The organism is Polaribacter huanghezhanensis, assembly GCF_030444335.1.
In the GTDB taxonomy this organism is placed as follows: domain Bacteria; phylum Bacteroidota; class Bacteroidia; order Flavobacteriales; family Flavobacteriaceae; genus Polaribacter; species Polaribacter huanghezhanensis.
In genome coordinates, this window is the sequence record NZ_CP128595.1 from 2,191,114 (window position 1) to 2,216,684 (window position 25,571).

The window sequence follows — 25,571 nt, forward strand, 5'->3', positions numbered from 1 at the left end:
AAATCAATATTAATAGTTCGCAAAAAATTTGTTGTCAATTTACAATTAAACAAAGCAATATTGTAATTTAGTCGTTTAAAAAATGAAAAAATGAAAAAAATTTCCCTTTTATTTTGTTTGGCAGTCATTGGCCTTTCTTGCAAACAAGAACATGTACCAAGAAATTTTGAGACTGTTTCAATCCAAAAATTTGATATTGACAGCACAAGCATTAGAGCAATTATTGCTGTAAATGCAAATGAAGTATTGTTTGCTGGTTCTCGTGGAGATATTGGTTTAACTGATGATGGCGGTAAAACCTGGAATATTGAACACTTAAAATATCAAGATTCTATTGTGCCACATTTTAGAAGTTTGGCAAAAACATCTTCTGCCGTATTTGCATTGTCGGTAGAAAATCCTGCGTTGTTATTTAAAATTCAATCTGGAGAAAAAAAAGTAGTGTATAAAGAAGAACACGAAAAAGTATTTTACGATGCCATGACTTTTTTAGATGATAAAACCGGCATTGCGATTGGAGATCCAATTGATGGTTGTACATCTATTATTATGACAAATGATGGCGGCAAAACTTGGAGAAAAATTGATTGTGCTAATTTGCCAGAAGTAAATGAAGGCGAAGCTTCTTTTGCAGCAAGCAATACCAACATCGCTTTTTATAAAAAAAATATTTGGGTAGTTACTGGCGGAACAAAAGCTAGAGTTTTAAAATCTACTGATAAAGGTAAAACTTGGGAAGTTATAGAAACTCCGATGATTCAAGGTAACGGGCCACAAGGAATTTATTCTGTAGATTTTTATGATAAAAATAACGGAATAATTGTAGGTGGAGATTTCTCTAAACCAAATGAAAACAAAGCAAACAAAGCAATTACAACCGACGGCGGAAAAACATGGACTTTAGTAGCAGACGGACAAGCACCAAATTATAAAAGTTGTGTAAAATACATTCCTGGCACAAAAGGAAAAGAAGTTATTGCTGTTGGAAAAACGGGTGTTTCTTTTTCTAATGATGGAGGAATAACTTGGAAAGACATTAGTAAAGATGGTTATTACGCAATTGATTTTGTTGATAAAAATACCGCTTGGTTGTCTGGTCATCAGAAAATTGGAAAATTGGTTTTAAAATAACTTCGCCATTAGTATAATGAAATCTCTTTTTACACTTTTATTATGCTGTTTGATTTTTTCTTCTTGTAATAAATCTAATTTAGCAAAAGAATTTTCTTGTTCAAACACTAAATTTAGTGGTGATTTTGAGCAAAATACAGATATTAAAAAAACATTTAGTGTTCAAATTCCAACACATTGGAAAACCAATTTCTTTTACAACGATTTGCAATCATCCATCTATTTTGCAGACACCACCAAACAATTAACAGAAACTGTTTTAATTGATATCACACACATTAAAAGCGCATATACATTTGATGTAGCATTTGAAAAAATAATTTCACAAAACGATTCAATACAACAGCTTATCAATACGAAAAAAAAGAAATTTCTATTTTTAAAAAACAATGCTTTCTATGCTGTTTCTAAAGGTGAAAAACAAAATTTTTCGTATCAAATAGTAAATATTTTTATCCATAAAAATGCCATAAATTCTTACCACATCAAAACAGAAATTTATGGAGATACACACATCAACAATCGACTTTGTAAAGCCATACACTTGATAAACACCCTAGAATTATAACAATATAAGAAGATGAACAGAGAGAAAATTATCAACAGATTTATAAGTTATGTAAAAATAGATACCGAATCTGACCCAAAGAATCCTGCTTTTCCAAGCACAGAAAAACAATGGGATTTAGCAAAACTGCTTGTTGAAGAATTGCAAGAAATTGGATTGTCTGATATTATGCTGGATGACAATTGTTATATTATGGCAACTTTACCAAGTAATATTGATTATACCGTTCCTACCATTGGATTTGTTGCGCATATTGATACAAGTCCAGATTTTACAGGGAAAAATGTACATCCACAGATTCATGAAAATTACAACGGAAAAGACATCGTTTTAAACGAAAAGGAAAACATCGTGCTTTCTCCAGAGTATTTCGAAGATTTATTACAATATAAAGGTCAGACGATTATTACAACAGACGGAACAACATTACTTGGTGCAGATGATAAAGCGGGTGTTACAGAGATTGTTTCTGCAATGGAATATCTCATCAATCATCCAGAAATAAAACATGGAAACATCAGAATTTGTTTTACGCCAGATGAAGAAGTTGGTAAAGGTGCGCATTTATTTGATGTCGAAAAATTTGGTGCAGAATGGGCATATACCATGGACGGAAGTCAAGTTGGGGAATTAGAATACGAAAATTTTAATGCTGCTGGAGCTGTGGTAACTATTGAAGGAAAAATTGTTCATCCAGGTTATGCAAAAGGAAAAATGATCAATTCTATGCTCATTGCTAATGAGTTTATTGCAGCTTTACCAAAAAATGAAATTCCGCAAGAAACTACTGGTTACGAAGGGTTTTTCCATTTACACGATATGCACGGGAATGTAGAAAAAACCATCTTAGAATATATTATTAGAGATCATGACTTGGAATTGTTTTTAAAACGAAAATCAGATTTTGAAAACATCGCAAATACAATCAATAAAAAACTAGGAAAAGAGTTGATTTCCGTTCAGATAAAAGATCAATATTATAATATGAAGGAAAAGGTGATTCCAGTAATGCATATTGTAGATATTGCTGAAGAAGCTATGATTGACTTAGGAATTAAAGCATTAATTAAAGCAATTCGTGGCGGAACAGATGGTTCTCAATTATCCTTTAAAGGCTTGCCTTGTCCAAATATTTTTGCTGGCGGACATAATTTTCATGGACGTTACGAATACGTTCCGGTAGAATCTATTTTAAAAGCAACACAAGTAATTGTTAAAATTGCAGAGAAAGTTGCTGTTCGATTTAAATAACAGAATAAAGGAAGTTGTTAGATTTTATGTATCATGGATAGTTGTTTGTAATTATTTTTTACATTTACCAACTTAATTTTAGAAAACAGAAATGAATAGTAAAACCTTATTGCAATTAGCAAAGAAATATGGAAGTCCATTATATGTATATGATACAGACAAAATAACTTCTCAATACAATAGAATTACCAATGCATTTTCTGATGTTAAAAATGTAAAGATTAATTATGCAGTAAAAGCACTTTCTAATATTAGTATTTTAAAAGTATTTAATCAATTAGGTGCTGGTTTAGATACCGTTTCTGCTCAAGAAGTACAATTAGGCTTGGCAGCTGGTGTATTGCCAGAAAACATCATCTTTACTCCTAACGGCGTTTCTTTAGAAGAAATTGAAGAAGTTGCTGCTTTAGGTGTTCAAATTAATATTGACAACCTTTCTATTTTAGAACTGTTTGGACAAAAACACCCAAACATTCCAGTTTGTGTACGCATCAATCCACATATTATGGCTGGTGGAAATAGTAAAATTTCTGTTGGTCATATCGATTCTAAATTCGGGATTTCAGTCTATCAAGTACCTTTAATTAAACGTGTTGTAAAAAACACAGGAATGCATATCAACGGAATTCATATGCACACAGGTTCTGATATTTTAGATATTGATACTTTTTTACGCGCAACAGAAATTTTGTTTGATGTTACAGCACAATTTAAAAATTTAGATTTTATTGATTTCGGAAGTGGATTTAAAGTACCTTATAAAGAAGGAGATATCTCTACAGATATTGAACAATTGGGAAGACAACTTACAAAAAGGTTCAATGGCTTTTGTAAAGAATACGGAAAAGACTTGACCTTAATGTTTGAGCCAGGGAAATTTCTGGTAAGTGAAGCTGGTTTCTTTTTAGCAAAAGTAAACGTTATCAAACAAACAACTTCTACTGTTTTTGCTGGAGTTGATAGTGGTTTTAATCATTTGGTAAGACCAATGATGTACGAATCATATCATCATATTACAAATATTTCGAATCTAAAAGGAAGAGAACGCTACTACTCTGTTGTCGGTTATATTTGCGAAACAGATACTTTTGGAAACAACAGAAGAATTAACGAAATTACAGAAGAAGATATTTTGTGTTTCCACAATGCTGGGGCATATTGTTTTTCGATGGCTTCTAATTACAACTCTCGTTATAAACCTGCAGAAGTAATGGTTTATAAAGGGAAAGATTATTTGATAAGAAAAAGAGAAGTTTTTGACGACATCCTTAGAAATCAAGAGATTGTAACACTTTCCTAATTCAATTTGTTTTACAAAACTTGGTGACTCTTGCAATTAAATACAACTATTATGTTAAAAAATGTTAAAAATCAAGCTTTTAAAGCATCCTCATCGTTCTTTTTTGTAATATCGCAAATCACTAACTTATAACAATCAAAAATCAGATAAAATGAAAAAAACACTATTACTATTAAGCGTAATGTTTATAGTATTTTCTTGTAAAAAAGAAGCAAGCCAAGAGGATATTATCTCTTACGGGAGTACGATTACTCAAGATGAGTTAAAAGAACATTTGTACACGTATGCTTCAGATGAATTCGAAGGTCGTGAAACTGGAGAACCAGGACAGAAGAAAGCTGTTGAGTATCTTAAAAAATACTATGAAACTTTAGGAATTAAACCTGTGATTGAAGGAAATTATTTTCAAAATGTTCCTTTAAGTATTGTAAAAACTCCAGAAGTAAGCATCTCTGTAAACGGAAAATCATTTAAGTATTTTGATGATTTTATTTCTCAATCAGCGGCAGCTACAGGAACAATTTCTACTTCTGAAGTAGTGTATGCAGGTTATGGAATAGATGATGAAAAATATTCTGACTATAAAGATCTTGATGTAAAAGGAAAAATCGTAGTTATAAAAGGCGGTGAGCCAAAAGACAAAGCAGGAAACAATATCCTTACCGGAGATAAAAAAGCTTCAAAATGGTCAAATGGGCGTCAAGCAATTTCTTCTAAAAGAAATGCTGCTAAAGACCATGGGGCTAAAGCTTTGTTTTTTATGGATGTTGAATTATTTAATCGCTATTCAAAATTCTATAAACAACGTGAAGAAAAAGGAGGAAGTAAAAGTTTATCATTACCAGCAAAAAAAGATGGTAAAACTGAAATGTACTTTTTCTTAATCAACGAAAAAATGGGTAAAGCTTTGGCTAGTAAGATTAACAAATCTACTAAAACTGCTACGGCTGCAACTAAACTAGAAATGAACTACAAAAGTATTTCTGTTCCTCATCCTTCTGAAAATGTTGCAGCAATGATTAAAGGTTCTGAAAAACCAGACGAATACATTATCATTTCTTCGCATTTAGATCATATAGGAATCAGTGCAGATGGCGAAATTAATAATGGAGCAGACGATGATGGTTCTGGAACAGTAGCTTTATTAGAAATTGCTGAAGCATTTAAAAAAGCAGCTGATAAAGGTCATGGACCAAAGCGTTCTATTATTTTCTTACATGTAACTGGTGAGGAAAAAGGTTTATTAGGTTCTAGATATTATACAGATTATGATCCTTTAGTTCCTTTAGCAAATACAGTTGCTGACTTAAATATTGATATGGTTGGTCGTATTGATCCAAAAAGAAAAGGAGACAGAAATTATGTGTATTTAATTGGTAGTGATAAATTAAGTACAGAATTGCACAATATTTCTGAGCAAGTAAATAAAACCTACACAAATATCGAATTAGATTACACGTATAATGACGAGAACGATCCAAATCGTTTTTATTACCGTTCAGATCATTATAACTTTGCGAAAAATAACATTCCAATCATTTTTTATTTTAATGGAACACATGCTGATTATCACAGAATATCAGATACTCCAGATAAAATTAACTATGACTTGTTAGAAAACAGAGCGCGTCTTGTTTTCTATACAGCTTGGGAAATAGCAAATAGACCAGAACGTATTGTAGTAGATAAAGCTACAGATGAAGATGATGATGAATAAATAATATTCTGAGTAAAATATTAAGAAGCCTTCCTTTTGGGAGGCTTTTTTATTTAACTTCGTTAAACAAAAATAACACGAATGAAGAATTTAAATCAAACTCAGTCGAAAATATTCACATTATTAGGTTTAATATCTTTGCTTATACCCTTTTCAATATATGGTTTGTGGATTTATGTTATTGATTTAGGTACAACACAAAAAGAACGAGTTGCTATTTTTAAAGATTATTTTCCTGATTTTCTTAATGGCAGATGGAGTACAACATTACTTAGTATATTTTTTTGTGCATTGTCAATTACTTTTAGTTTTATGAGCATAAAATCATCTGAAAAATTATGGAAGATATTAAATAATATAATTCTTATTTCAAGCAGCTTACTGCTACTATTAAATTTATTATCAATGATGTAAACATGATAGATTATATACTTCATTTATCTTATACTTCATATCGTAAATTCCTTGAATTTTTTCTCACAACAAAAATAGTTGATAAGTAGCGAAACTCCTTTTGCATATCATTAAAAACAATCATTTATATCTCCAATAATTTTATTACTTTTCAGTTTCAAAATCTAACCAAATGAAAGTATGTATTGCAGAGAAACCAAGTGTAGCAAGAGAAATTGCTAACATCCTAGGTGCCAATACAAAACGAGATGGATATTTTGAAGGAAATGGCTATGCAGTAACGTACACTTTTGGTCATTTATGTACATTGTTAGAACCAAAAGATTACAAACCGCATTGGAAAAGTTGGGATTTGAACAATTTACCTATGTTGCCCGAAAAGTTTGAAACCAAAGTGACAAGCAATGACGGAATTCAAAAACAGTTTAAAATTGTAAAATCCTTATTTGATAAAGCAACAGTAATCATAAATTGTGGGGATGCGGGCCAAGAAGGAGAATTGATTCAGCGTTGGGTCATCAATCAATGTAATTACAAAGGAAAAGTACAACGCCTTTGGATTTCTTCTCTTACAGAAGAAGCAATCAAAGAAGGATTTAACAATTTACAGTCTTCAGAAAAATATGATAATTTATATTACGCTGGTTTTTCTAGAGCCATCGGAGATTGGTTATTAGGATTAAATGCAACGCGCTTATACACCGTTAAATTTGGCGGTTACAAACAAGTACTATCTGTTGGTAGAGTGCAAACTCCAACGTTAGCAATGTTGGTCAATCGTTTTAAAGAAATTGAGAATTTTAAGCCGCAGCCTTATTGGGAATTACAAACTACGTACAGAAATACCCTTTTTAATTATGAAGACGGGCGTTTTCTAAAACAAGAAGACGGAGCAATTTTAGCAAATAAAGTAAAGGAATCTGAATTTGAAATTGTTTCCGTTACCAAAAAGAAAGGAAAAGAATACGCACCAAAACTCTTTGATTTAACAGGGTTGCAAGTGTATTGTAATAATAAGTTTGGCTTTTCTGCAGATGAAACCTTAAAAATGGTACAGAAGTTATACGAAATGAAAGTAGTTACCTATCCAAGAGTAGATACTACTTTTTTACCAAATGATGTCTATCCAAAAGTTGCAGGAATATTAACTAAACTTACTAATTATAATCAACTAACTCAACCACTTTTAGGAAAGAAAATAAAGAAATCGAAACGTGTTTTTGATGACAAAAAAGTAACCGATCACCATGCTATTATTCCAACCGGAATACAAACCAACTTGCAATACAATCAACAGCAAGTGTATGATATTATCACCAGAAGGTTTATTGCCGTTTTTTATCCAGATTCTGATGTATCTAACACTTCTGTAATCGGAAAAGCTGCGGATGTTCCTTTTAAAACTACAGGAAAAGAAATCATTTCTAAAGGTTGGCGAATAGTATTTGAGACCGAACCTCTCGACTCCGCTCGAGATGACAAAACAAGTACAAATAGTTCTGTACTTCCATCATTTGTAAAAGGAGAAAAAGGAGCTCACGAACCATCTTTTTTAGAAAAAGAAACCAAACCACCACGGAATTTTACAGAAGCTTCACTCCTACGCGCAATGGAAACTGCAGGTAAACAAGTGGATGATGATGAAATGCGTGAGCTCATGAAAGAAAACGGAATTGGACGGCCATCAACAAGAGCAAGTATTATAGAAACGTTATTTCGAAGAAAATATATTGAACGTAAAAAAAAGCTGGTAATTCCTACGCAAACCGGAATTCAACTCATCGATTTAATAGACAATGAACTCTTAAAGTCGGCTGAGTTAACTGGGCGCTGGGAAAAGCGTTTAAAAGAAATTGAGCGTGGAGAATTCAATGCAGGAACATTCATCAACAACATGAAAAAAATGGTGGATGAATTGGTCTATGAAGTGCGTTCTAACACTTCTAAAATTAGAATCTCACACGAATCCGCTGTCACTTCGAGCGCAGTCGAGAAGTCTCCCAAAAAGAAACCAAAAAGCAAGAAAGAAGTAACAGGAAAAACCTGTCCAAAGTGTAATAACGGAACGTTGTTAAAAGGATCAACAGCATTTGGTTGTTCTGAATATAATAAAACGTGCGATTTCTTGATACCTTTTGAATTCTTAGGAAAAAAGATTTCAGAAAATCAACTCATTCGTTTGCTAGACAAAAAATTTACCACCAATTTAAAAGGATTTAAATCAGAAAATGGTACTATTGAAGGTTTGATTCGTTTTGATGAAAATTTCAAATTCAAGCTAGAACCAAAACAAACTGTCCCTTCGAGCGGAGTCGAGAAGTCTTCTCTGTCGGAAAAAATTACATGCCCAAAATGTAAAAAAGGAACTATTTTAAAAGGGAAAACTGCTTATGGTTGTTCTGAATATAAAACAGGGTGTGATTTTGTTTTTACGTTTGAAAACATCAAAAAAATAGCCAATGGTAAACCATTGACGAAAGAATTGGTTTTGGAAATTATTTCTAAATAATATTTATTATAATTCTGTCATTCCTGCCTTCGCAGGAATGACAAACAAAATATCAAAGCCAGTAAAACGAAGTAACCTGTTTATAAACATAAGGTTTTAGTCAAAAAAAAGCTTCACATTTCTGTAAAGCCTTCTTTATCAATTACTTTATTGATCGCAAATACAATTTCTCCACTTTATCTCTAGCCCAAGGCGTTCTTCTTAAAAACTTTAAACTCGATTTCATTGTTGGATTGTTTCGAAAACAATTTACATTAATCATTTCTCCCATTTCCTCCCAACCATATTTGGCATGTAAATGTTCTAAAATATCGGCAAGTTTTATTCCGTGTAACGGATTATTGGGTTGAGGTTCAATCATCTTATTTTTTATCTAAATCTGGTAACGTATAGGTTTCAAAAATACTTTTTTGTTGCATCATTTTTTCAATTTCATCCGATTTTCTTGGCGCATCAGCAGATAAGATAATTGGGCCATTTTTGGTAATTAAAATATCATCTTCTATACGAACTCCAATTCCCCACCACTTTTTATCACATTTACTTCCTTCTGGAATGTAAATTCCTGGCTCCATCGTTAACACCATGTCTTCTGCAAAAGTAGTATAATTACCAGGATCATGTACATCTAAACCAATATGATGCGAGGTTCCGTGTGGAAAATATGGGTGTTTTTCATCTACAGATTTTATAATCCCTAATTTGTACAATCCTTCGTTAATAATTTTACGTGCCGTTAGTCCTGGCGTACTAATCTTACCTTCTATTATATATTGTGCAATTCCAGCTTCTTGCGCTTCATACACCAAGTCATAAATTAATTTTTGCTCTTTAGAGAATTTTCCGTTAGCAGGAATTGTACGAGTAACATCCGCTGTATAACCACGATATTCTGCGCCTAAGTCCATTAAAACTAAATCATTCTTTAAGCTCATTTTATTATTCTCTTGATAATGTAAAATACAACCATTATTACCCGCTCCTACGATTGATGGATACCCTTCATATTCTGCGCCATATTTTTTATACACAAATTCGTGAATTCCTTGCACTTCTGTTTCAGACATTTTAGGATGCATCGCTTTCATAATTTCTACTTGTCCCATAGCAGATATACGAACAGCTTTTTTAAGCAACACCAATTCTTCTTTGGTTTTTACTTCACGTAACGTAGCCATTAACCCCTTTACAGCTGTTACATCAATGTTTGTAGCTAGTTTGATGTTTTTATCAGAAGCCGGAATTTTATCTGATGATGTTTGATATGATATTTTTGTTTTAAATGTCAGGATTAAATCATACAAGTCAGCATCAGTTCGTTTGTCATCTCTAACATCATTTTTAAAATCTTCAAAAATTACTTTATCAAATTTTGAGAAATCTACCGAAATAGTTGCAAAATCTTTTCCATAAAAAACATTTTTAAAACCTAATAGTTTTTGAGCGCCATCAATTCCTATACCAGGGCCGCTAACTACTTCTGCTCTTGCTGTTTTTTTTTCTACATAAAACAATTCGTTATACAATCCTTTTGCAGATTGTTGCTTTTCTGAAAAAATCAACAATACAGCATTTGGTTCTCTAGAACCTGTTAAATAATAAAAATTAGGATCTTGATGGTAAAGGTAATCAACATCATTAGCCCTGTTTCTACTGGGGTTTGCAAAGAAAACTGCTACAGAATTATTTGGCATTTTTGAACGCAAAAGAGCTCTTCTTTCTTTATGAAATTTACTAGGAAGAAAATCTTTTGGTAAATCTTTTCCTTGAGAAAAGCTAAACATTGTTGTAAATAGCAAAAGTGCAATTAGAATTTTTTTGGTGTCCATTTTTAAAAAGTTTTAGAAAGTTGATCTCTCAAATGTACTGTTATTTCAAATAAAAAATTCTTGTTTATAAGCAATATTAACAAAATATTAGTGAATATCACAAAAACTAATTCCAGTTACATAGAACTATAATTCTACATTTTTAATACATTAGCGAAAAATTTCATCAAACAAAAAAACAGACTAATTTAGAATGAAAAACACTGCACTAACTCACGTACACGAAGCTTTAAATGCTAAAATTGTTCCTTTTGCTGGTTACAATATGCCGGTTTCTTATGAAGGAATTAACATTGAACACGAAACCGTTAGAAAAGGTGTTGGAGTTTTTGATGTGAGTCATATGGGTGAGTTTTTAGTTGAAGGAGAAAACGCCTTGGCTTTAATACAAAGAGTTACGTCTAATGATGCTTCCAAATTAGCCATTGGTGATGCACAATACAGTTGTTTTCCGAATGAAGATGGCGGAATTGTAGATGATTTAATTTGTTATAGAATAAAAGAAAATCAATATTTATTAGTAGTAAATGCCTCTAATATTGATAAAGATTGGAATTGGATTTCTACTTACAATGCAGCATTTGGAGCGGATTTAAAGAATGTTTCTGACAATTATTCTTTATTGGCAATTCAAGGTCCAAAAGCGATTGAAGCAATGCAATCGTTAACTTCTATTGATTTGGCTGAAATTCCTTTTTACAAATTTAAAATTGGTGATTTCGCAGGTGTAGAACACGCAATTATTTCTGCTACGGGTTATACCGGTTCTGGCGGATTTGAAATCTATGTAAAGAATGAAGCTGCTGAAAGTGTTTGGAACAAGGTTTTTGAAGCTGGAGCAGATTTCGGAATCAAACCAATTGGATTGGCTGCTAGAGATACCTTACGTTTAGAAATGGGCTATTGTTTATACGGAAATGACATCAACGATACGACGTCTCCTATTGAAGCTGGTTTGAGTTGGATTACAAAATTTACAAAAGATTTTGTAAACTCAGAAAACTTAAAAGCACAAAAAGAAAACGGAATTACAAATAAATTGGTTGCATTCGAATTACTAGAACGCGGAATTCCAAGACACGATTACGAAATTGTTGATGCAGAAGGAACTGCAATCGGAATTGTAACTTCAGGAACCATGAGTCCATCTTTAGGAAAAGGAATCGGAATGGGGTATGTAACTAAAGAAAATTCAAAATTAGATACAGAAATCTTTATTCAAGTTCGTAAAAAAGCAATTCCTGCTAAAGTGGTGAAATTGCCTTTTTACAAAGGATAAAAAACAGACAAGCATAAAAAAAGCCTACTTAATTAAGTAGGCTTTTTTAGTTAATACTGTGTAGGTTTCTTTGCCATTTCTGGGGTAAAAAAAGACTTGAAATGCTTAAAATCTTTTTCTTTATCATCAGTAGTATAATAGGGTTCAGAGATTTTTACCTGCTTGTTCTTAAAATCTAAAGTTGCCATTACAATAGGCACCTTTGCTCCTTTTGCTATATAATAAAACCCTGTTTTCCACTTTGCTATTTTTTGTCTTGTACCTTCTGGAGATAACGCCAATCTAAATTCGTCTTTTGTATGAAACACATGTACAATGGCATCTACCAAGTTATTACTTTGAGAGCGATCAACAGGTGCGCCCCCCAAACCTCTAAAAATAAAACCAAACGGAGCTTTAAATAAAGAATCTTTGCCAATAAAATTAATCTTTATACCTGAAGTATTTCTTGCTAAAATTCCGATTGGAAAATCTTGCCAACTTGTGTGAGGTGCAGCAATTACTACATATTTTTTAATGTCTTTTGGGAAATTGTTTACTAGTTTCCACCCTAGAATGGTATTAAAAATAAATTTTGATATCATGAAGCATTAATAAGTTTACAAATAAAAGACATATTATTATGTACACAAATATAAAACTCTTAATTTTAAATCTTTAAAAGATTCTATCAAAAGTTATGGAAATTACCTTACAAATACTGATGCTGATTGGTTTAGCTGCAACCCTATTTTACCTCTACAAAACAACCAATGGCAATGCTACTAAAAAACCTGATGACGAAGCCTTCAAAATGCAACAACAGTTAAATGAACAATTGCGAGTTGAATTGCAAAATCTGAGAGATGAAAAGGACTCTTTAACTATTGAGAACACAAAAAATCAAGCCGATAACGCTAATCTTAAAGAAAAACTAGAGGTCAACAAACAAGAAGTAGAAAAGCTACAAGAAAGGTTTACCAAAGAGTTTGAAAACTTAGCAAACAAAATATTGAACGATAATTCAAAAACCTTTAAAGAACAAAATAAAGAAAGTATTGAGGGAATTCTAAATCCGTTAAAAGAAAGAATTGACGGCTTTGAAAAGAAAGTAGCCGAGTCTCAAAAAGAAAGTATCGGTATGCATTCTGCACTAAAAGAACAACTACGTGGATTAAAAGACTTAAATCTACAAATGAGTAAGGAAGCCATCAACCTAACAAAAGCATTAAAAGGCGATTCTAAAGTACAAGGTGATTGGGGAGAAACACAATTAGAAATGTTGTTAGAAAAGGCAAATTTAACCAAAGGAATTCATTTTGAAACACAAGGCGGATTTAGAGATGATGAAGGAAAACTTAAAAAACCGGATTTCATTATCAATTTACCAGATGATAGACATTTAATTATCGACTCAAAAGTATCGTTAACGGCGTATGAATCGTACACAAGTTCGGATGAAGATGCAGATAAAGAGATTAGTTTAAAGAAACATTTAGAAAGTCTTAGAAAGCATATCAAAGACTTAAGTAGTAAAAAATACGACAGCTTGTACGAGATTAACACACCTGATTATGTACTCATGTTTGTGCCTATTGAACCAGCATTAATGATTGCTTTAAACAATAGTAACGACTTGTATTTAGAAGCTTTAGATAAAAATGTGGTATTGGTCTCTACCTCTACACTGTTGGCAACCTTAAGCACTGTTTCTTCGATGTGGCGACAAGAGAATCAGAAGAAAAATGTGTTGGCAATTGCAGAACAAGCAGGAAAGTTATACGACCAATTTGTAAACCTTACGGATGATTTAATCAAAGTAGGAAATCAATTAAAAACAGTACAAGGAAGTTATGATACTTCTATGAAAAAACTTACCGGAAAAGGAAACTTAATCACAAAAGTAGAGCGTATAAAAGTACTTGGTGCAAAAACAAGCAAAAACTTAAACAAGAATTTATTAGATAGAGCTACTGAAGAGTAATTAACCTTTCAACTTCTTTACCAATTTTCCAACGGTTAATCCTTGTATGATGATAGAAAATATCACAACAATATAGGTAATTACTAAAAACAAGTCTCTGTGCATTTCATTGGTCAACCCTAATGCCAAAGCGATTGAGATTCCGCCACGCAAACCACCCCAAGTCATAATTAAATTGGTTTTAGGCACAAAATCTAATTTCTTTTTAAAGATGTTAATCGGAATTAATAAGGACAAATATCTACATGCTAAAATCAACGGAATGGCAATTAAACCAGCAATAATATATTCGCCTTTCACTACTAAAACCAACATTTCCATCCCTATCATTACAAACAAAATAGCATTCAGTAAAATATCGAGTAATTCCCAAAACTTATCTACATAATGCTCGGTAGTTTCTGACATGGCAGAATTCCGAACCGTATCATTACCTACAATTAAACCCGCAGTTACCATCGCTAAAGGCGCAGATACGTGCAATTGCTGCGCAATTACGGTTCCGCCCATTACTGCAGCAACCGTAATAATAACTTCAATATCATAATCATCTATAGATTTTAGCAAGCGATAGGTAATCCAACCTAAAACAGCTCCTAATAAAATGCCTCCAACTACTTCCTTTCCAAATAACTGAAATACATCTACCACTTCTATCTTATCTACTCCAAAAGAAGCTATTTCAAAAATAGTTAAGAACACTACTACTCCAACGCCATCATTAAATAAAGATTCGCCCACAATTTTTGCTTCTAGTTTTTTAGGAACATTTGCTTTCTTTAAGATACCAAGCACAGCAATTGGGTCAGTCGGAGAAATCAACGCTCCAAAAAGCAAACAATATATAAAACCGATTTGCATTCCAACAAAATGTAAAATATAATACATACTTATTCCTACTAAAAAAGTAGAGACCAATACTCCTAATGTAGAAAAGAGGAAAATAGGCCAACGTTGTATTTTAAGTTGATTAAAATTGGTGTGTAAAGCACCTGCAAATAATAAGAAACTCAACATTTCATCCAACAACAATTCTCTAAAGTCTATTTTAGAAATCATTTCTTTTTCAAAATTCAATAATGTTGGATCAAAGTAACTATAGGCAATTACACCCAAAGTAAATACAATGGTAATCATCATTAAACCAATGGTGTTTGGTAGTTTTAAGAACCGAACATTGATATACCCAAATAGTGCAGCTAAAAAAATAAGTATGGTGGCAATTAAATAAGTATCCATTGTTAGGTTATTTTTAAAAGTATAAATATATAACTAAACTATTGTTCTTTATGATAAAATCAAAAAAGCAGCCAATTGGCTGCTTTTTTATATCTAATGGTAACTGCGTTACCTACATCACAAACAAACGCCTTCCAGACATCATCTCTTCTACGCGTTCGCCTATTGAAGCCAAAGCAGCATCGTTATCGTGGTTCTGAATGGCTTCATCAATAAAGTCAACTACTTGTTGCATGTCTGTTTCTTTTAGACCTCTTGTGGTTACTGCCGGAGTTCCAATTCTGATTCCAGAAGTTACAAACGGACTTTTATCATCAAAAGGAACCATGTTTTTGTTTACGGTAATGTCGGCTTTCCCTAAAGCAATTTCTGCATCTTTCCCAGAAATGTCTTTGTTTCTTAAGTCGATCAACATCATGTGGTTGTCTGTTCCTCCAGAAATAATATGATATTCTTTGGCTACAAATGCTGCTGCCATTGCTGCTGCATTTTCTTTTACTTGCAATTGATATTCTAAAAATTCATCGGTCAATGCTTCTCCAAAAGCAATTGCTTTGGCTGCAATAACGTGTTCTAATGGTCCGCCTTGGTTACCTGGAAAAACTGCCGAGTTAATTAATGTAGACATCTTCTTTGGATTCCCATTTTTTAAGGTTTCTCCAAACGGATTGTCAAAATCTTTACCAATTAGAATCATTCCTCCTCTTGGGCCACGCAATGTTTTGTGAGTTGTAGTAGTAACAATATGACAATGTGGTAACGGATCGTTTAAAATTCCTTTGGCTATCAATCCCGCAGGATGTGAAATATCGGCCATCAAAATAGCGCCTACACTATCAGCAATTTTTCTAAAACGCTCAAAGTCCATGTCTCTAGAATAAGCAGAAGCTCCTGCAATAATTAACTTTGGTTGGTGCTTTTTTGCTTGTGCTTCTATATGATTGTAATCTATCCTTCCGGTTTCTTTATCAACTCCATAAAAAACAGGATTGTACAATTTACCAGAAAAGTTTACTGGAGAGCCGTGTGTTAAATGCCCACCATGCGATAAATCAAATCCTAAAATAGTGTCGCCTGGTTGTAAACAAGCAGCAAATACTGCTGTGTTAGCTTGACTGCCAGAATGTGGTTGTACGTTTACATACTCTGCACCAAACAATTCTTTGGCTCTGTCTATAGCAATTTGTTCTACAATATCTACAATCTCGCATCCGCCGTAATAGCGTTTACCAGGATATCCTTCGGCATATTTGTTGGTTAACACAGAACCTTGCGCCTGCATTACTTGGTCGCTTACAAAGTTTTCTGAAGCGATTAGTTCTAAGCCATTTTGTTGTCTTTCTTTTTCTTCTTGAATCAGGTCAAATATTTGATTATCTAGTTGCATTGTTGTTTGTTTATTAAAAGATTCCCAAAAATAGTAAAAATCATTTTGCAACTATCAACTTTCTACTATATTTGATAAAATTTTAATAACATTAGTTTAAAACTAATACTAGATATATTCAAATGAAATTAACTGCTAATAATCCCAATAGAAAATCGTGGCTTGATGTTTCTAAAGATTCCGATTTCCCAATTCAAAACATACCGTTTGGTGTGTTTATTACCAAAGATGATATCATTACCATCGGAACAAGGATCGGAGATTACGCCATCGACTTGGGTGCCTTGCATCAATTAGGATACTTTGAAGGGATTCCGCTTACAGACGATATCTTTTTGCAAGATTCGTTAAATGATTTTATTGCCGACGGCCGTAAAACATGGCGTTTAGTGCGTAACAGAATTGCAGAGCTTTTTGATGTTACTAAAAGTGGTTTGCGAGATCATAAAGAACACAAAGCTGAGATTATTTTTAGAATGAAAGAAGTAGAAATGTTATTGCCAGTTTCTGTAGGCGATTACACAGACTTTTATGCTAGTAAAGAACACGCTACCAATGTAGGTACTTTATTCCGTGATCCAGAAAACGCGTTGATGCCTAACTGGTTGCACGTACCTATTGGCTATCACGGTAGAAGCTCTTCTATCATTCCGTCTGGCACACCGGTTAGAAGACCTTATGGACAATCGAAACCTGCAGAAGGTACCAATACGCCAGGCTTTGGCCCGTCTAAATTGTTAGACTTTGAACTAGAAATGGCATTTATCACTACAGATTCTAATACGTTGGGAGACCGAATTGCTATTGAAGAAGCAGAAGAATACATCTTTGGAATGGTATTGTTTAACGACTGGTCGGCAAGAGATATACAAGCGTGGGAATACCAACCTTTGGGCCCTTTCTTAGGGAAAAACTTTGCCTCTACCATTTCTCCTTGGATTGTAACCTTAGATGCTTTAGAGCCTTTTAGAACGGACAATCCGAAGCAAGTACATGAGCCTTTGCCGTATTTAAAAGTAGATGGACAAAAAAGTTACGACATTAAATTGCAAGTAGGCATACAACCAGAAGGAAAAGAAGAAACGGTGGTTGCCAACTCTAACTTTAAATATATGTATTGGACCATGGTGCAACAATTAGCGCATCATACCGTAAATGGTTGTCCGGTAGAAGCTGGAGACATGATGGGATCTGGTACTATTTCTGGCCCAACAAAAGACAGTTATGGTTCTATGCTAGAATTGTCTTGGCGTGGACAAAACCCTATCAAATTAAACGATGGTTCTGAACGTAAGTTTATCAATGATAATGACACGGTTATTATGCGTGCGTATTGTGAAAACGACGAACGTAGAATTGGTTTTGGTGAGTGTACTGGTAAAGTATTGCCTGCGATTCCTTTTAAGAAATAGTGTATTCAACACTTTCAAATATTAAAAAAGGACGCTCTTGGAGTGTCCTTTTTTTTGTGTTCTTTCTTATTATATCGTAGTGTCATTACTGCGTCCGCGTGCCGCTCGAAGCTTTAACGGAGGAGCAAGGCAGGAATCCATATCAATTAAAATAATAAAACTTATTTTAACTCTTGTTCTTTTCCATTGATGACCTTTCGACTCCGCTCAGGATGGAAACAAAATAGGTCAGGTTAGATTGTAACTTGTTTTTGTGAGATTCCCTGCCCGAGGCAGGCGGGCTCGTCGTTCATGCTTCTCTCTGTCGGAATGACATTGAGTTTTGAGAGGTTGATGTTACTTGGTTTGATGAGATTGCTTCTTGTCTCTTTTTAACCTAAAGCTTACAGCCTTTTAAAATTAGTATTGATTTTAGTTTTTAGTTTTGAATCTTGAGCAACAACTATCTTGTCTCTTGCTTCTTAGCTTTGCAACTATGCGTCTTTGTAACTTTGCTCCTTTACCCTTTACCTTACACCTAATAATCAAGTTCGAGAATATCATAATGCGATGCATGCCCAACTAAAACTCCGTCTTTGATAACAAGCATTTGCGGAGATTGATGCAGCACCTGAAACGCATAACCAACTTCATCAGAAAGTGCTCTATAATTTAGCAAATCCAAATAATACAAAGGCATTTTTTTACCTGATGTAGCAAACTTCTTTTCAAATTGTTTAATTACCATTCTGCTAATTCCACAGCGTGTTGAGTGCTTAAAAATTAAAACTGTTTCAGTTTTAGATTGATTTTTGATTTCTGCTAATTGATCTAATGAAGTTAGTGGAATCCAATTTACATTAGATTGTTCCTTTTTATCCTCATCTGAAGTGCTTTTAAAGATGTTTTTAAATAAACTCATGTATGATTTTTGGTTTAAGTCGTAAATTATCAGGTTCCTTTCAGCAGTCAAAAAGTCAGTAAAAATAATAGCTTAACAGACAAACTGACTTGTTTAGTAACTGTTTTTTAATTGGTACTAAATTTGCCACAAAGTAACTGAAAAAGTAAACCATATAGACCATGAATTTTAATAATTATACCATAAAATCACAAGAAACCATACAACAAGCGCAACAGCTTGCGCAAAGTTATGGACACAATCAAATAGAAAACGAGCACCTCTTTAAAGCCCTTTTAGAAGTGGATGAAAACGTGTTGCCTTTTTTATTAAAGAAACTCAATTGTAATGTAGATATTCTTAAACAATTGTTAGAAAAACAATTAGAAAGCTTTTCTAAAGTTACAGGTGCAGAAATTACACTTTCTAGAGAGGCATCAAAAACCTTAACAGAAGCTGCTATTATTGCAAAAAACATGAAGGATGAGTACGTGTCTATAGAACACATCATCTTGGCAATCTTTGGCTCTAAAAGCACCATTGCACAAATTTTAAAAGACCAAGGACTTACAGAAAAAGGCCTAAAAGAAGCCATTAACGAACTCCGTAAAGGCGATCGAGTAACGTCTCAAAGTGCAGAAGAAAACTACAATGCGTTAAATAAATATGCGAAGAACTTAAATCAGTTAGCACGCGATGGCAAGTTAGACCCAGTAATTGGTAGAGATGAAGAAATACGTCGTTTGTTACAAATCTTATCGCGTAGAACCAAGAACAATCCGATATTAGTTGGAGAACCAGGAACTGGAAAAACCGCGATTGCAGAAGGATTGGCACACCGTATTATAGATGGTGATATCCCTGAAAACCTAAAAGACAAGCAAATTTTTGCGTTGGATATGGGTGCTTTAATTGCAGGAGCAAAATACAAAGGAGAGTTTGAAGAACGCCTAAAAGCAGTGATTAAAGAAGTAACAGACGCAGACGGAGATATTGTATTGTTTATTGATGAGATACACACGTTAGTTGGAGCTGGTGGCGGACAAGGCGCTATGGATGCAGCAAATATTTTAAAACCTGCTTTGGCGCGTGGTGAATTGCGTGCTATTGGTGCCACTACTCTAGATGAGTATCAGAAATACTTTGAAAAGGACAAAGCATTAGAGCGTCGTTTTCAAAAAGTAATTGTAAACGAACCCGATACAGAAAGTGCCATTTCTATTTTAAGAGGAATTAAAGAAAAGTATGAAACTCACCACAAAGTACGCATTAAAGATGATGCCATTATAGGTGCGGTAGAATTGTCGCAACGCTACATTACCAATCGTTTTTTACCAGATAAGGCAATCGATTTAATGGATGAAGCTGCGGCTAAAATGCGCATGGAAATCAACTCGAAGCCAGAAGAGCTAGATGTGCTAGACAGAAAAGTAATGCAACTAGAGATAGAGATTGAAGCCATCAAACGAGAAAATGACAAGGCAAAGTTAAAGTCTCTAAATGCAGACTTGGCAAATCTAAAAGAAGAGCGCAACGAAATCAATGCAAAATGGCAAAGCGAAAAGAGTATTGTTGACGGGATCCAAACCATTAAAACCGATATCGAAAATGCCAAGTTAGAAGCTGATAAAGCAGAACGTAATGGTGATTATGGTAAAGTAGCAGAAATAAGATACGGAACCATTAAAGACTTGCAAGAACAATTAGAAGCGCAACAAATATTGCTTGATGAGAAGGGAGACAACACCTTAATTAAAGAAGAAGTAACCTATGAAGATATTGCAGAAGTAGTTGCAAAATGGACAGGAATACCTGTGACCAAAATGCTACAATCTGATCGCGAAAAGTTGTTGCGTTTAGAAACGGAGTTGCACAAACGTGTGGTTGGACAAGAAGAAGCCATTGAAGCGGTTTCTGATGCAGTGAGACGCTCTAGAGCAGGATTGCAAAATCCGAATAAACCCATAGGATCGTTCTTGTTTTTAGGAACTACCGGAGTTGGAAAAACAGAATTGGCAAAAACATTGGCAAGTTATTTATTTGATGATGAAAACGCCATGACCAGAATTGATATGAGTGAGTACCAAGAACGTCATTCGGTAAGTAGATTGATTGGAGCACCTCCTGGATATGTGGGGTATGATGAAGGCGGACAATTGACAGAAGCAGTGCGTAGAAAACCGTATTCTGTGGTGTTGTTGGATGAGATTGAAAAAGCGCATCCAGATACGTTTAACATCTTATTGCAAGTGCTGGATGAAGGACATTTGACTGATAATAAAGGTCGGATTGCAGATTTTAAGAACACGATTATCATCATGACCTCTAATATGGGAAGTCAGATTATTATGGATAAATTTAGTGATCCGAAAGCAGATATTGAGTCGGTTACAGAATTGGCAAAGATTGAAGTGTTAGGCTTGTTAAAGCAAACAGTACGACCAGAGTTTATCAACAGAATAGATGATATTGTGATGTTTACTCCGTTAACGAAGAAAGACATTATTTCGATTGTAAAACTACAATTGGACATGGTAAAGAAAACGATTGCAAAGCAAGAAATTACCTTAGATGCAACCGATGAAGCGATTGAATATTTAGCAAATAAAGGTTATCAACCAGAATTTGGAGCAAGACCTGTAAAGCGTGTAATCCAAAAAGAAGTACTAAATCAGTTGTCTAAAGATATTTTGGCAGGTAAAGTAACCACAGACAGCATGATACTATTAGATGCTTTTGATGAGCAATTGGTTTTTAGAAACCAAGGGGCTTAAAAAAATATTAAACACTAAGGATCAGCAGATAAACTGACAATTTTTCAATATTAATTGAAAATTTGTCAGTTTTTTTTGGTTGGTATTTTATTTGCAATAGGTATATATATTAAAAATAATGTTTAATTTAAATTGTAAAGTTATGTTAGCAAAAAGAACCGATGCACCCTTTGTACCAACTCTTTTTAATGATTTATTTAGAGATTGGTCTACCACCAATTTTTCTGAGACAAATACTACATTGCCTGCAGTAAACATTAAAGAAACCCAAGATGAGTTTATTGTAGATGTAGCAGTGCCAGGAATGGAGAAAAAAGATTTTAAAATTGATTTAGACAATGATGTTTTAACCATTTCTTCAGAGAAAACAGTAACCAACGAGGAGTCTAAAGAAAACTATACGAGAAAAGAATATAGTTATAGATCTTTTAAAAGAAGCTTTACGCTACCACAAGGAATTGTAAACAGAGATAAAATTGAAGCTGTTTATAAAAGCGGAGAACTTAAAATTACCATTCCTAAATTAGAGGAGGCAAAACCTAAGCCTATTCAATTAATTGAAGTTAAATAAAATAATAATTAGTAATTATAGGCTGTTTAAAAAGACAGCCTATTTTTTTTAAAACAATTAAAGTCATGAAAAAAATATTCATCTATATGTTGACTTTCACTTTTTTTAGCTGTCAAAGTCAAAATTCCACAAAAAATGAACTTCGTATTAAAAAGGACACCATTAAACCTAAAACCAATATAGAAGTTCATAAACAGTTTGATAAGTATGGAAATCTAATTCGTGTAGACTCTACTTACACTTCTTTTTATTCTAGTATTAAAAATGATTCTACCTTAGAGAAAAACATTTTTAGTACATTTCATAAAAATTTTAAATCACAGTTTAATCAACCATTAGACTCGCTATTTTTTAAAGATTTTTTTAATGAATCTCCTTTTAAAATGGAAGATTTTTATACTAATGATTTTTTTAGTAACAATTTTATACAGCATCAAAAAGAAATAGAAAAAATCTTTAAAAAAATGGATTCTGTAAAAAACAAGTACTATAAAAAGCAGAAAAAATCAAAAGAAATTTAAAAATAAAAAAACTGAACTTCTTAAAAGAGTTCAGTTTTTTTTTTGTGTATATTCGTATTATAAAATATGATAACATGAAAAAATACGTATTCCTTATTATTTTTGCGATGGGTACCTTCGCAAGTTTTGCTCAAGAAAAAGACGACGTCATTACTACCTATTACTTAATTCATCATGCAGAAAAAAACAGAGCTGTTGAAGGCGATAAAGATCCTTTTTTAACGATAAAAGGAACTGCACGTGCTAAACATTGGGCAGATGTACTTTCTACAGCAAACATAGATATGGTATATACCACTAACTATAACAGAACCAAAGAAACCGCACAACCAACTGCAACACAAAACGGATTAAGATTGTATATGTATGATCCGAAAAACATGTATGATGAAGGTTTTAAATTTAACACCAAAGGGAAAAATGTATTGATTGTTGGTCATAGCAATACTACCAATGCTTTTGCCAATAAGATATTAGGTAAAAAAAAATACGATGAGATTGCAGATGATAACAATAGCAATTTATATATTGTTACCGTTACTAAAAGTGGTGCTACTAGCGTATTGTTAAAGGTTGATAACTAGTTTAAGATTTTAACCTTTAGGTTTTCTAGATTGATTTCTGAAAGCTTTACCAACTCATTATCTTGAAATGCTTTGTCTAAATTTTCTAATTTAGTTGAAGCATTTTTTGGTTTGTAGTTGTTATAATCAACAAAACGAATTCCGTTTACAAAACGCTCATTGGTGGCTTCTCTAAACCGCATTCCGCCACCATTTTCATGAAACGAATAGGCTAAATAATCAACTTTAAAGTTTTTTTTATCAATCCAATAGATAAAGATATCATCAAAGTCCTCTCCACCTCCATCTTCAGCAAAACTAATTTGCACTTTATAATACGGCTTTTGATTGATGCTGGTTTCTTCTAAGAGTTTCTTTTGTACAGCAGCATCATTTAGTCCGTAAGGCAATACAGAAAAGTAATGGACAGAATTTACAGAACCTGTGTATTTTACCGCCATAGAATCTAAAACCGGAATCTTATGTCCGTTGAGTTCTCTTTGAAAACCATTATTGGTAATAATGTCTGAGATCGTTCCGTCACCTTCTTTTTGTTGATTTCTGATTAAAGAAAAAAAACCATTCTTTTTTCTAAGCGCTAAATATTCTTTATCTCTAAAAGTAAATTCAATTTGTGCGTTGGCTACTTTGTCTGCACCCGTTGCTATAAAAGATTTATCAATTATTTGTTGAGCAGTGAACGAAGTGTCTTTTTGTTTACACGAAGCAAACACAATTAATACTAAGAATAAAAATTTACGCATGGGTTTTGTTTTTCTAGGTCGATAAAAATTGAACATCTTTACAATTCAAAAATACACTTATTCTTCTGAATCAAAAATGTATCTTTGTAAATATTATTTTACTCTATTTATTACGGATTCATGCAAAAAAAAATAAACATACAGAATAAAAAAGCACGTTTTGAGTACGAGTTTTTAGATACTTATACAGCTGGAATTCAGTTAACAGGAACAGAAATAAAGTCTATTAGAGAAAGTAAAGCTCGAATTACTGAGAGTTTCTGTGAATTTAATGAACGTGGCGAATTGTTTGTGATTAATATGTTTATTGAAGAATATTCGCATGGTAATTTCTACAATCACAATCCGAAAAGCGAGCGAAGACTCCTTTTAAACAAACGTGAGCTAAAAAAATTAGAAAAAGAAGTTAAGAATACAGGACTGACCATTGTTCCACTTAAATTGTTTTTAACGGATAAAGGCTGGGCAAAACTTAACATTGCGTTGGCAAAAGGTAAAAAACTGCACGACAAAAGAGAAACGCTAAAAGACAGAGATAATAAACGCGATTTAGCGCGTATAAAAAAGGACTTTTAGAAATGGTTTCCTTCTTAAAACTAATACGATATAAAAACCTTTTGATGGTTTTATTAACGATGGTTTTAACCAAATATGCCATTATCAATTCTTTTACTTCAGCTGCTTCTTATATTCAATTCATTGTATTAGCAATTAGCACTCTCTTTATTACTGCTGGCGGATACATTATTAATGATGTTTTTGATGTAGCAGCCGATAAAATAAACAAACCAACTAAAGTCTTTATAGAAACTGCTATTTCAAAAAAGAATGCGCTATTGTTTTATATAATCTTAACAGTTTTAGGATTGATTCTTGGTGTGTATGCAGCGTATGCTAATGGAAATATCATCTATTCACTTTTCTTTATAGGCACTAGTACACTACTATACTGGTATTCTAAATCGTTGAAAAGAATTGCTATTATTGGAAATATTATCACCGCATTTTTAGTGGCACTCACCATATTTATCGTGTATATTTTTAATATAGATAACACCAAAACCGCTTCCAACTTATTAGAAGCCATTGCTAATTTCTTCACTTCAATATCAACAACTAGTGTTGTTTTTGTCTATATTATCTTCGCTTTTTTTATGACACTGATTCGAGAAATTATTAAAGATATTGAAGACATGAAAGGAGATTATGTTTTAAAAATGAGAACATTACCTATTCTTATTGGAATTCGCAGAACTAAGAATGTAGTACTCTTTATTTCTTCTTTTGTATTTCTATTTTTGCTGCTACTTTTAAAAGAAGAATTGTTGCATATCAAATTGCTGCTTTGGTACACCGTTCTTTTTATCATTCTTCCTTTTGTGTGGTTTTTATATGCATTATTCACTTCAAAAACCACCAAAGATTTTCATTTGATCAGTAAAGTTATTAAGGTGATTATCTTTTTTGGAATTCTATCAATGGCACTCATCAAATTTTAA

23 protein-coding genes are annotated in these 25,571 nt (G+C 33.0%); 16 read left to right on the plus strand and 7 right to left on the minus strand.

Annotation, left to right across the window (positions count from 1 at the left end):
* Positions 1–90: 90 nt before the first annotated feature.
* From KCTC32516_RS10300 to KCTC32516_RS10330, 7 genes are all read left to right on the plus strand, one after another.
* Positions 91–1,131, plus strand: coding sequence for a WD40/YVTN/BNR-like repeat-containing protein (locus KCTC32516_RS10300; RefSeq protein ID WP_301400342.1), 1,041 nt, complete (start codon positions 91–93; stop codon positions 1,129–1,131).
* Between the two features lie 16 nt (positions 1,132–1,147).
* Positions 1,148–1,699 carry a hypothetical protein gene (locus KCTC32516_RS10305; RefSeq protein WP_301400343.1) on the plus strand — a complete coding sequence of 184 codons (552 nt, stop codon included), beginning with the start codon at positions 1,148–1,150 and terminating at the stop codon, positions 1,697–1,699.
* A gap of 12 nt (positions 1,700–1,711) precedes the next feature.
* Positions 1,712–2,950, plus strand: a complete 1,239-nt coding sequence (gene pepT / locus KCTC32516_RS10310) for a peptidase T (protein WP_301400344.1) — start codon at positions 1,712–1,714, stop codon at positions 2,948–2,950.
* Between the two features lie 91 nt (positions 2,951–3,041).
* Positions 3,042–4,250, plus strand: coding sequence for a diaminopimelate decarboxylase (gene lysA / locus KCTC32516_RS10315; protein WP_301400345.1), 1,209 nt, complete (start codon positions 3,042–3,044; stop codon positions 4,248–4,250).
* A gap of 151 nt (positions 4,251–4,401) precedes the next feature.
* Positions 4,402–5,967: a M28 family peptidase gene (locus KCTC32516_RS10320; RefSeq protein ID WP_301400346.1), complete on the plus strand. Its 1,566-nt coding sequence runs from the start codon at positions 4,402–4,404 to the stop codon at positions 5,965–5,967.
* Positions 5,968–6,048: 81 nt separating this feature from the next.
* The gene (locus KCTC32516_RS10325) at positions 6,049–6,381 is read left to right on the plus strand and encodes a hypothetical protein (RefSeq protein ID WP_301400347.1); all 333 of its coding nucleotides are present in this window, start codon (positions 6,049–6,051) and stop codon (positions 6,379–6,381) included.
* 172 nt (positions 6,382–6,553) lie between these two features.
* Complete coding sequence (locus KCTC32516_RS10330) at positions 6,554–8,890, plus strand: type IA DNA topoisomerase (RefSeq protein ID WP_301400348.1); 2,337 nt, start codon at positions 6,554–6,556, stop codon at positions 8,888–8,890.
* A 142-nt stretch (positions 8,891–9,032) separates the two neighbouring features.
* Here KCTC32516_RS10330 and KCTC32516_RS10335 read toward each other — a convergent pair whose 3' ends face one another.
* Together KCTC32516_RS10335 and KCTC32516_RS10340 are read right to left on the minus strand one after the other, a co-directional pair.
* A complete protein-coding gene (locus KCTC32516_RS10335) occupies positions 9,033–9,251 on the minus strand; it encodes a VF530 family protein (RefSeq protein ID WP_301400349.1) in 219 nt (72 codons plus the stop codon).
* A gap of 1 nt (position 9,252) precedes the next feature.
* Positions 9,253–10,719, minus strand: a complete 1,467-nt coding sequence (locus tag KCTC32516_RS10340; RefSeq protein ID WP_301400350.1) for an aminopeptidase P N-terminal domain-containing protein — start codon at positions 10,717–10,719, stop codon at positions 9,253–9,255.
* A gap of 193 nt (positions 10,720–10,912) precedes the next feature.
* Between KCTC32516_RS10340 and gcvT the strand changes: the two genes are divergently transcribed.
* Positions 10,913–11,998: a glycine cleavage system aminomethyltransferase GcvT gene (gcvT, locus tag KCTC32516_RS10345; protein ID WP_301400352.1), complete on the plus strand. Its 1,086-nt coding sequence runs from the start codon at positions 10,913–10,915 to the stop codon at positions 11,996–11,998.
* Between the two features lie 50 nt (positions 11,999–12,048).
* On the opposite strand, the gene KCTC32516_RS10350 is transcribed toward gcvT, so the two are convergent.
* A complete protein-coding gene (locus tag KCTC32516_RS10350; protein ID WP_301400353.1) occupies positions 12,049–12,582 on the minus strand; it encodes a 1-acyl-sn-glycerol-3-phosphate acyltransferase in 534 nt (177 codons plus the stop codon).
* Positions 12,583–12,677: 95 nt separating this feature from the next.
* Here KCTC32516_RS10350 and rmuC point away from each other — a divergent pair, with 95 nt between their 5' ends.
* On the plus strand, positions 12,678–13,961 hold the full coding sequence (rmuC, locus tag KCTC32516_RS10355; RefSeq protein WP_301400354.1) for a DNA recombination protein RmuC: 1,284 nt from the start codon (positions 12,678–12,680) through the stop codon (positions 13,959–13,961).
* On the opposite strand, the gene KCTC32516_RS10360 is transcribed toward rmuC, so the two are convergent.
* Complete coding sequence (locus KCTC32516_RS10360; protein WP_301400355.1) at positions 13,962–15,200, minus strand: cation:proton antiporter; 1,239 nt, start codon at positions 15,198–15,200, stop codon at positions 13,962–13,964.
* A gap of 112 nt (positions 15,201–15,312) precedes the next feature.
* A complete protein-coding gene (gene glyA / locus KCTC32516_RS10365; RefSeq protein ID WP_301400357.1) occupies positions 15,313–16,587 on the minus strand; it encodes a serine hydroxymethyltransferase in 1,275 nt (424 codons plus the stop codon).
* A 122-nt stretch (positions 16,588–16,709) separates the two neighbouring features.
* On the opposite strand from glyA, the gene fahA reads away from it, so the two are divergent.
* Positions 16,710–17,999, plus strand: a complete 1,290-nt coding sequence (gene fahA / locus KCTC32516_RS10370; RefSeq protein WP_301400358.1) for a fumarylacetoacetase — start codon at positions 16,710–16,712, stop codon at positions 17,997–17,999.
* 517 nt (positions 18,000–18,516) lie between these two features.
* On the opposite strand, the gene ytxJ is transcribed toward fahA, so the two are convergent.
* A complete protein-coding gene (ytxJ, locus tag KCTC32516_RS10375; RefSeq protein WP_301400359.1) occupies positions 18,517–18,900 on the minus strand; it encodes a bacillithiol system redox-active protein YtxJ in 384 nt (127 codons plus the stop codon).
* Positions 18,901–19,061: 161 nt separating this feature from the next.
* Here ytxJ and clpB point away from each other — a divergent pair, with 161 nt between their 5' ends.
* The 4 genes from clpB to KCTC32516_RS10395 all read left to right on the plus strand — a co-directional run bounded on the left by clpB (position 19,062) and on the right by KCTC32516_RS10395 (position 23,329).
* Positions 19,062–21,653: an ATP-dependent chaperone ClpB gene (gene clpB, locus KCTC32516_RS10380; protein WP_301400360.1), complete on the plus strand. Its 2,592-nt coding sequence runs from the start codon at positions 19,062–19,064 to the stop codon at positions 21,651–21,653.
* Between the two features lie 142 nt (positions 21,654–21,795).
* On the plus strand, positions 21,796–22,224 hold the full coding sequence (locus tag KCTC32516_RS10385; protein WP_301400362.1) for an Hsp20/alpha crystallin family protein: 429 nt from the start codon (positions 21,796–21,798) through the stop codon (positions 22,222–22,224).
* Between the two features lie 65 nt (positions 22,225–22,289).
* Positions 22,290–22,745, plus strand: a complete 456-nt coding sequence (locus KCTC32516_RS10390; protein WP_301400363.1) for a hypothetical protein — start codon at positions 22,290–22,292, stop codon at positions 22,743–22,745.
* A gap of 74 nt (positions 22,746–22,819) precedes the next feature.
* A complete protein-coding gene (locus KCTC32516_RS10395) occupies positions 22,820–23,329 on the plus strand; it encodes a histidine phosphatase family protein (RefSeq protein WP_301400364.1) in 510 nt (169 codons plus the stop codon).
* On the opposite strand, the gene KCTC32516_RS10400 is transcribed toward KCTC32516_RS10395, so the two are convergent.
* Positions 23,326–24,072, minus strand: coding sequence for a DUF6503 family protein (locus tag KCTC32516_RS10400; protein WP_301400365.1), 747 nt, complete (start codon positions 24,070–24,072; stop codon positions 23,326–23,328). The two genes, KCTC32516_RS10395 and KCTC32516_RS10400, sit on opposite strands and share 4 nt — an antisense overlap.
* Before the next feature lie 120 nt (positions 24,073–24,192).
* Between KCTC32516_RS10400 and smpB the strand changes: the two genes are divergently transcribed.
* Positions 24,193–24,648 carry an SsrA-binding protein SmpB gene (gene smpB / locus KCTC32516_RS10405; RefSeq protein WP_301400366.1) on the plus strand — a complete coding sequence of 152 codons (456 nt, stop codon included), beginning with the start codon at positions 24,193–24,195 and terminating at the stop codon, positions 24,646–24,648.
* 44 nt (positions 24,649–24,692) lie between these two features.
* Positions 24,693–25,571 (plus strand): geranylgeranylglycerol-phosphate geranylgeranyltransferase, encoded by an 879-nt coding sequence (locus tag KCTC32516_RS10410; RefSeq protein ID WP_301400367.1) that lies wholly within the window; start codon positions 24,693–24,695, stop codon positions 25,569–25,571.

What these genes read in the sequence shown, in the direction of transcription:
- clpB (WP_301400360.1), top strand. Translation starts at nt 19,062, where the DNA reads ATGAATTTTAATAATTATACCATAAAATCACAAGAAACCATACAACAA.
- smpB (WP_301400366.1), top strand. Translation starts at nt 24,193, where the DNA reads ATGCAAAAAAAAATAAACATACAGAATAAAAAAGCACGTTTTGAGTAC.
- lysA (WP_301400345.1), top strand. Translation starts at nt 3,042, where the DNA reads ATGAATAGTAAAACCTTATTGCAATTAGCAAAGAAATATGGAAGTCCA.
- KCTC32516_RS10400 (WP_301400365.1), bottom strand. Translation starts at nt 24,072, where the DNA reads ATGCGTAAATTTTTATTCTTAGTATTAATTGTGTTTGCTTCGTGTAAA.
- glyA (WP_301400357.1), bottom strand. Translation starts at nt 16,587, where the DNA reads ATGCAACTAGATAATCAAATATTTGACCTGATTCAAGAAGAAAAAGAA.
- fahA (WP_301400358.1), top strand. Translation starts at nt 16,710, where the DNA reads ATGAAATTAACTGCTAATAATCCCAATAGAAAATCGTGGCTTGATGTT.
- KCTC32516_RS10385 (WP_301400362.1), top strand. Translation starts at nt 21,796, where the DNA reads ATGTTAGCAAAAAGAACCGATGCACCCTTTGTACCAACTCTTTTTAAT.
- pepT (WP_301400344.1), top strand. Translation starts at nt 1,712, where the DNA reads ATGAACAGAGAGAAAATTATCAACAGATTTATAAGTTATGTAAAAATA.
- KCTC32516_RS10320 (WP_301400346.1), top strand. Translation starts at nt 4,402, where the DNA reads ATGAAAAAAACACTATTACTATTAAGCGTAATGTTTATAGTATTTTCT.
- gcvT (WP_301400352.1), top strand. Translation starts at nt 10,913, where the DNA reads ATGAAAAACACTGCACTAACTCACGTACACGAAGCTTTAAATGCTAAA.
- KCTC32516_RS10360 (WP_301400355.1), bottom strand. Translation starts at nt 15,200, where the DNA reads ATGGATACTTATTTAATTGCCACCATACTTATTTTTTTAGCTGCACTA.
- ytxJ (WP_301400359.1), bottom strand. Translation starts at nt 18,900, where the DNA reads ATGAGTTTATTTAAAAACATCTTTAAAAGCACTTCAGATGAGGATAAA.
- KCTC32516_RS10340 (WP_301400350.1), bottom strand. Translation starts at nt 10,719, where the DNA reads ATGGACACCAAAAAAATTCTAATTGCACTTTTGCTATTTACAACAATG.
- KCTC32516_RS10395 (WP_301400364.1), top strand. Translation starts at nt 22,820, where the DNA reads ATGAAAAAATACGTATTCCTTATTATTTTTGCGATGGGTACCTTCGCA.
- KCTC32516_RS10300 (WP_301400342.1), top strand. Translation starts at nt 91, where the DNA reads ATGAAAAAAATTTCCCTTTTATTTTGTTTGGCAGTCATTGGCCTTTCT.
- KCTC32516_RS10335 (WP_301400349.1), bottom strand. Translation starts at nt 9,251, where the DNA reads ATGATTGAACCTCAACCCAATAATCCGTTACACGGAATAAAACTTGCC.
- KCTC32516_RS10305 (WP_301400343.1), top strand. Translation starts at nt 1,148, where the DNA reads ATGAAATCTCTTTTTACACTTTTATTATGCTGTTTGATTTTTTCTTCT.
- KCTC32516_RS10330 (WP_301400348.1), top strand. Translation starts at nt 6,554, where the DNA reads ATGAAAGTATGTATTGCAGAGAAACCAAGTGTAGCAAGAGAAATTGCT.
- KCTC32516_RS10410 (WP_301400367.1), top strand. Translation starts at nt 24,693, where the DNA reads ATGGTTTTATTAACGATGGTTTTAACCAAATATGCCATTATCAATTCT.
- rmuC (WP_301400354.1), top strand. Translation starts at nt 12,678, where the DNA reads ATGGAAATTACCTTACAAATACTGATGCTGATTGGTTTAGCTGCAACC.
- KCTC32516_RS10350 (WP_301400353.1), bottom strand. Translation starts at nt 12,582, where the DNA reads ATGATATCAAAATTTATTTTTAATACCATTCTAGGGTGGAAACTAGTA.
- KCTC32516_RS10390 (WP_301400363.1), top strand. Translation starts at nt 22,290, where the DNA reads ATGAAAAAAATATTCATCTATATGTTGACTTTCACTTTTTTTAGCTGT.
- KCTC32516_RS10325 (WP_301400347.1), top strand. Translation starts at nt 6,049, where the DNA reads ATGAAGAATTTAAATCAAACTCAGTCGAAAATATTCACATTATTAGGT.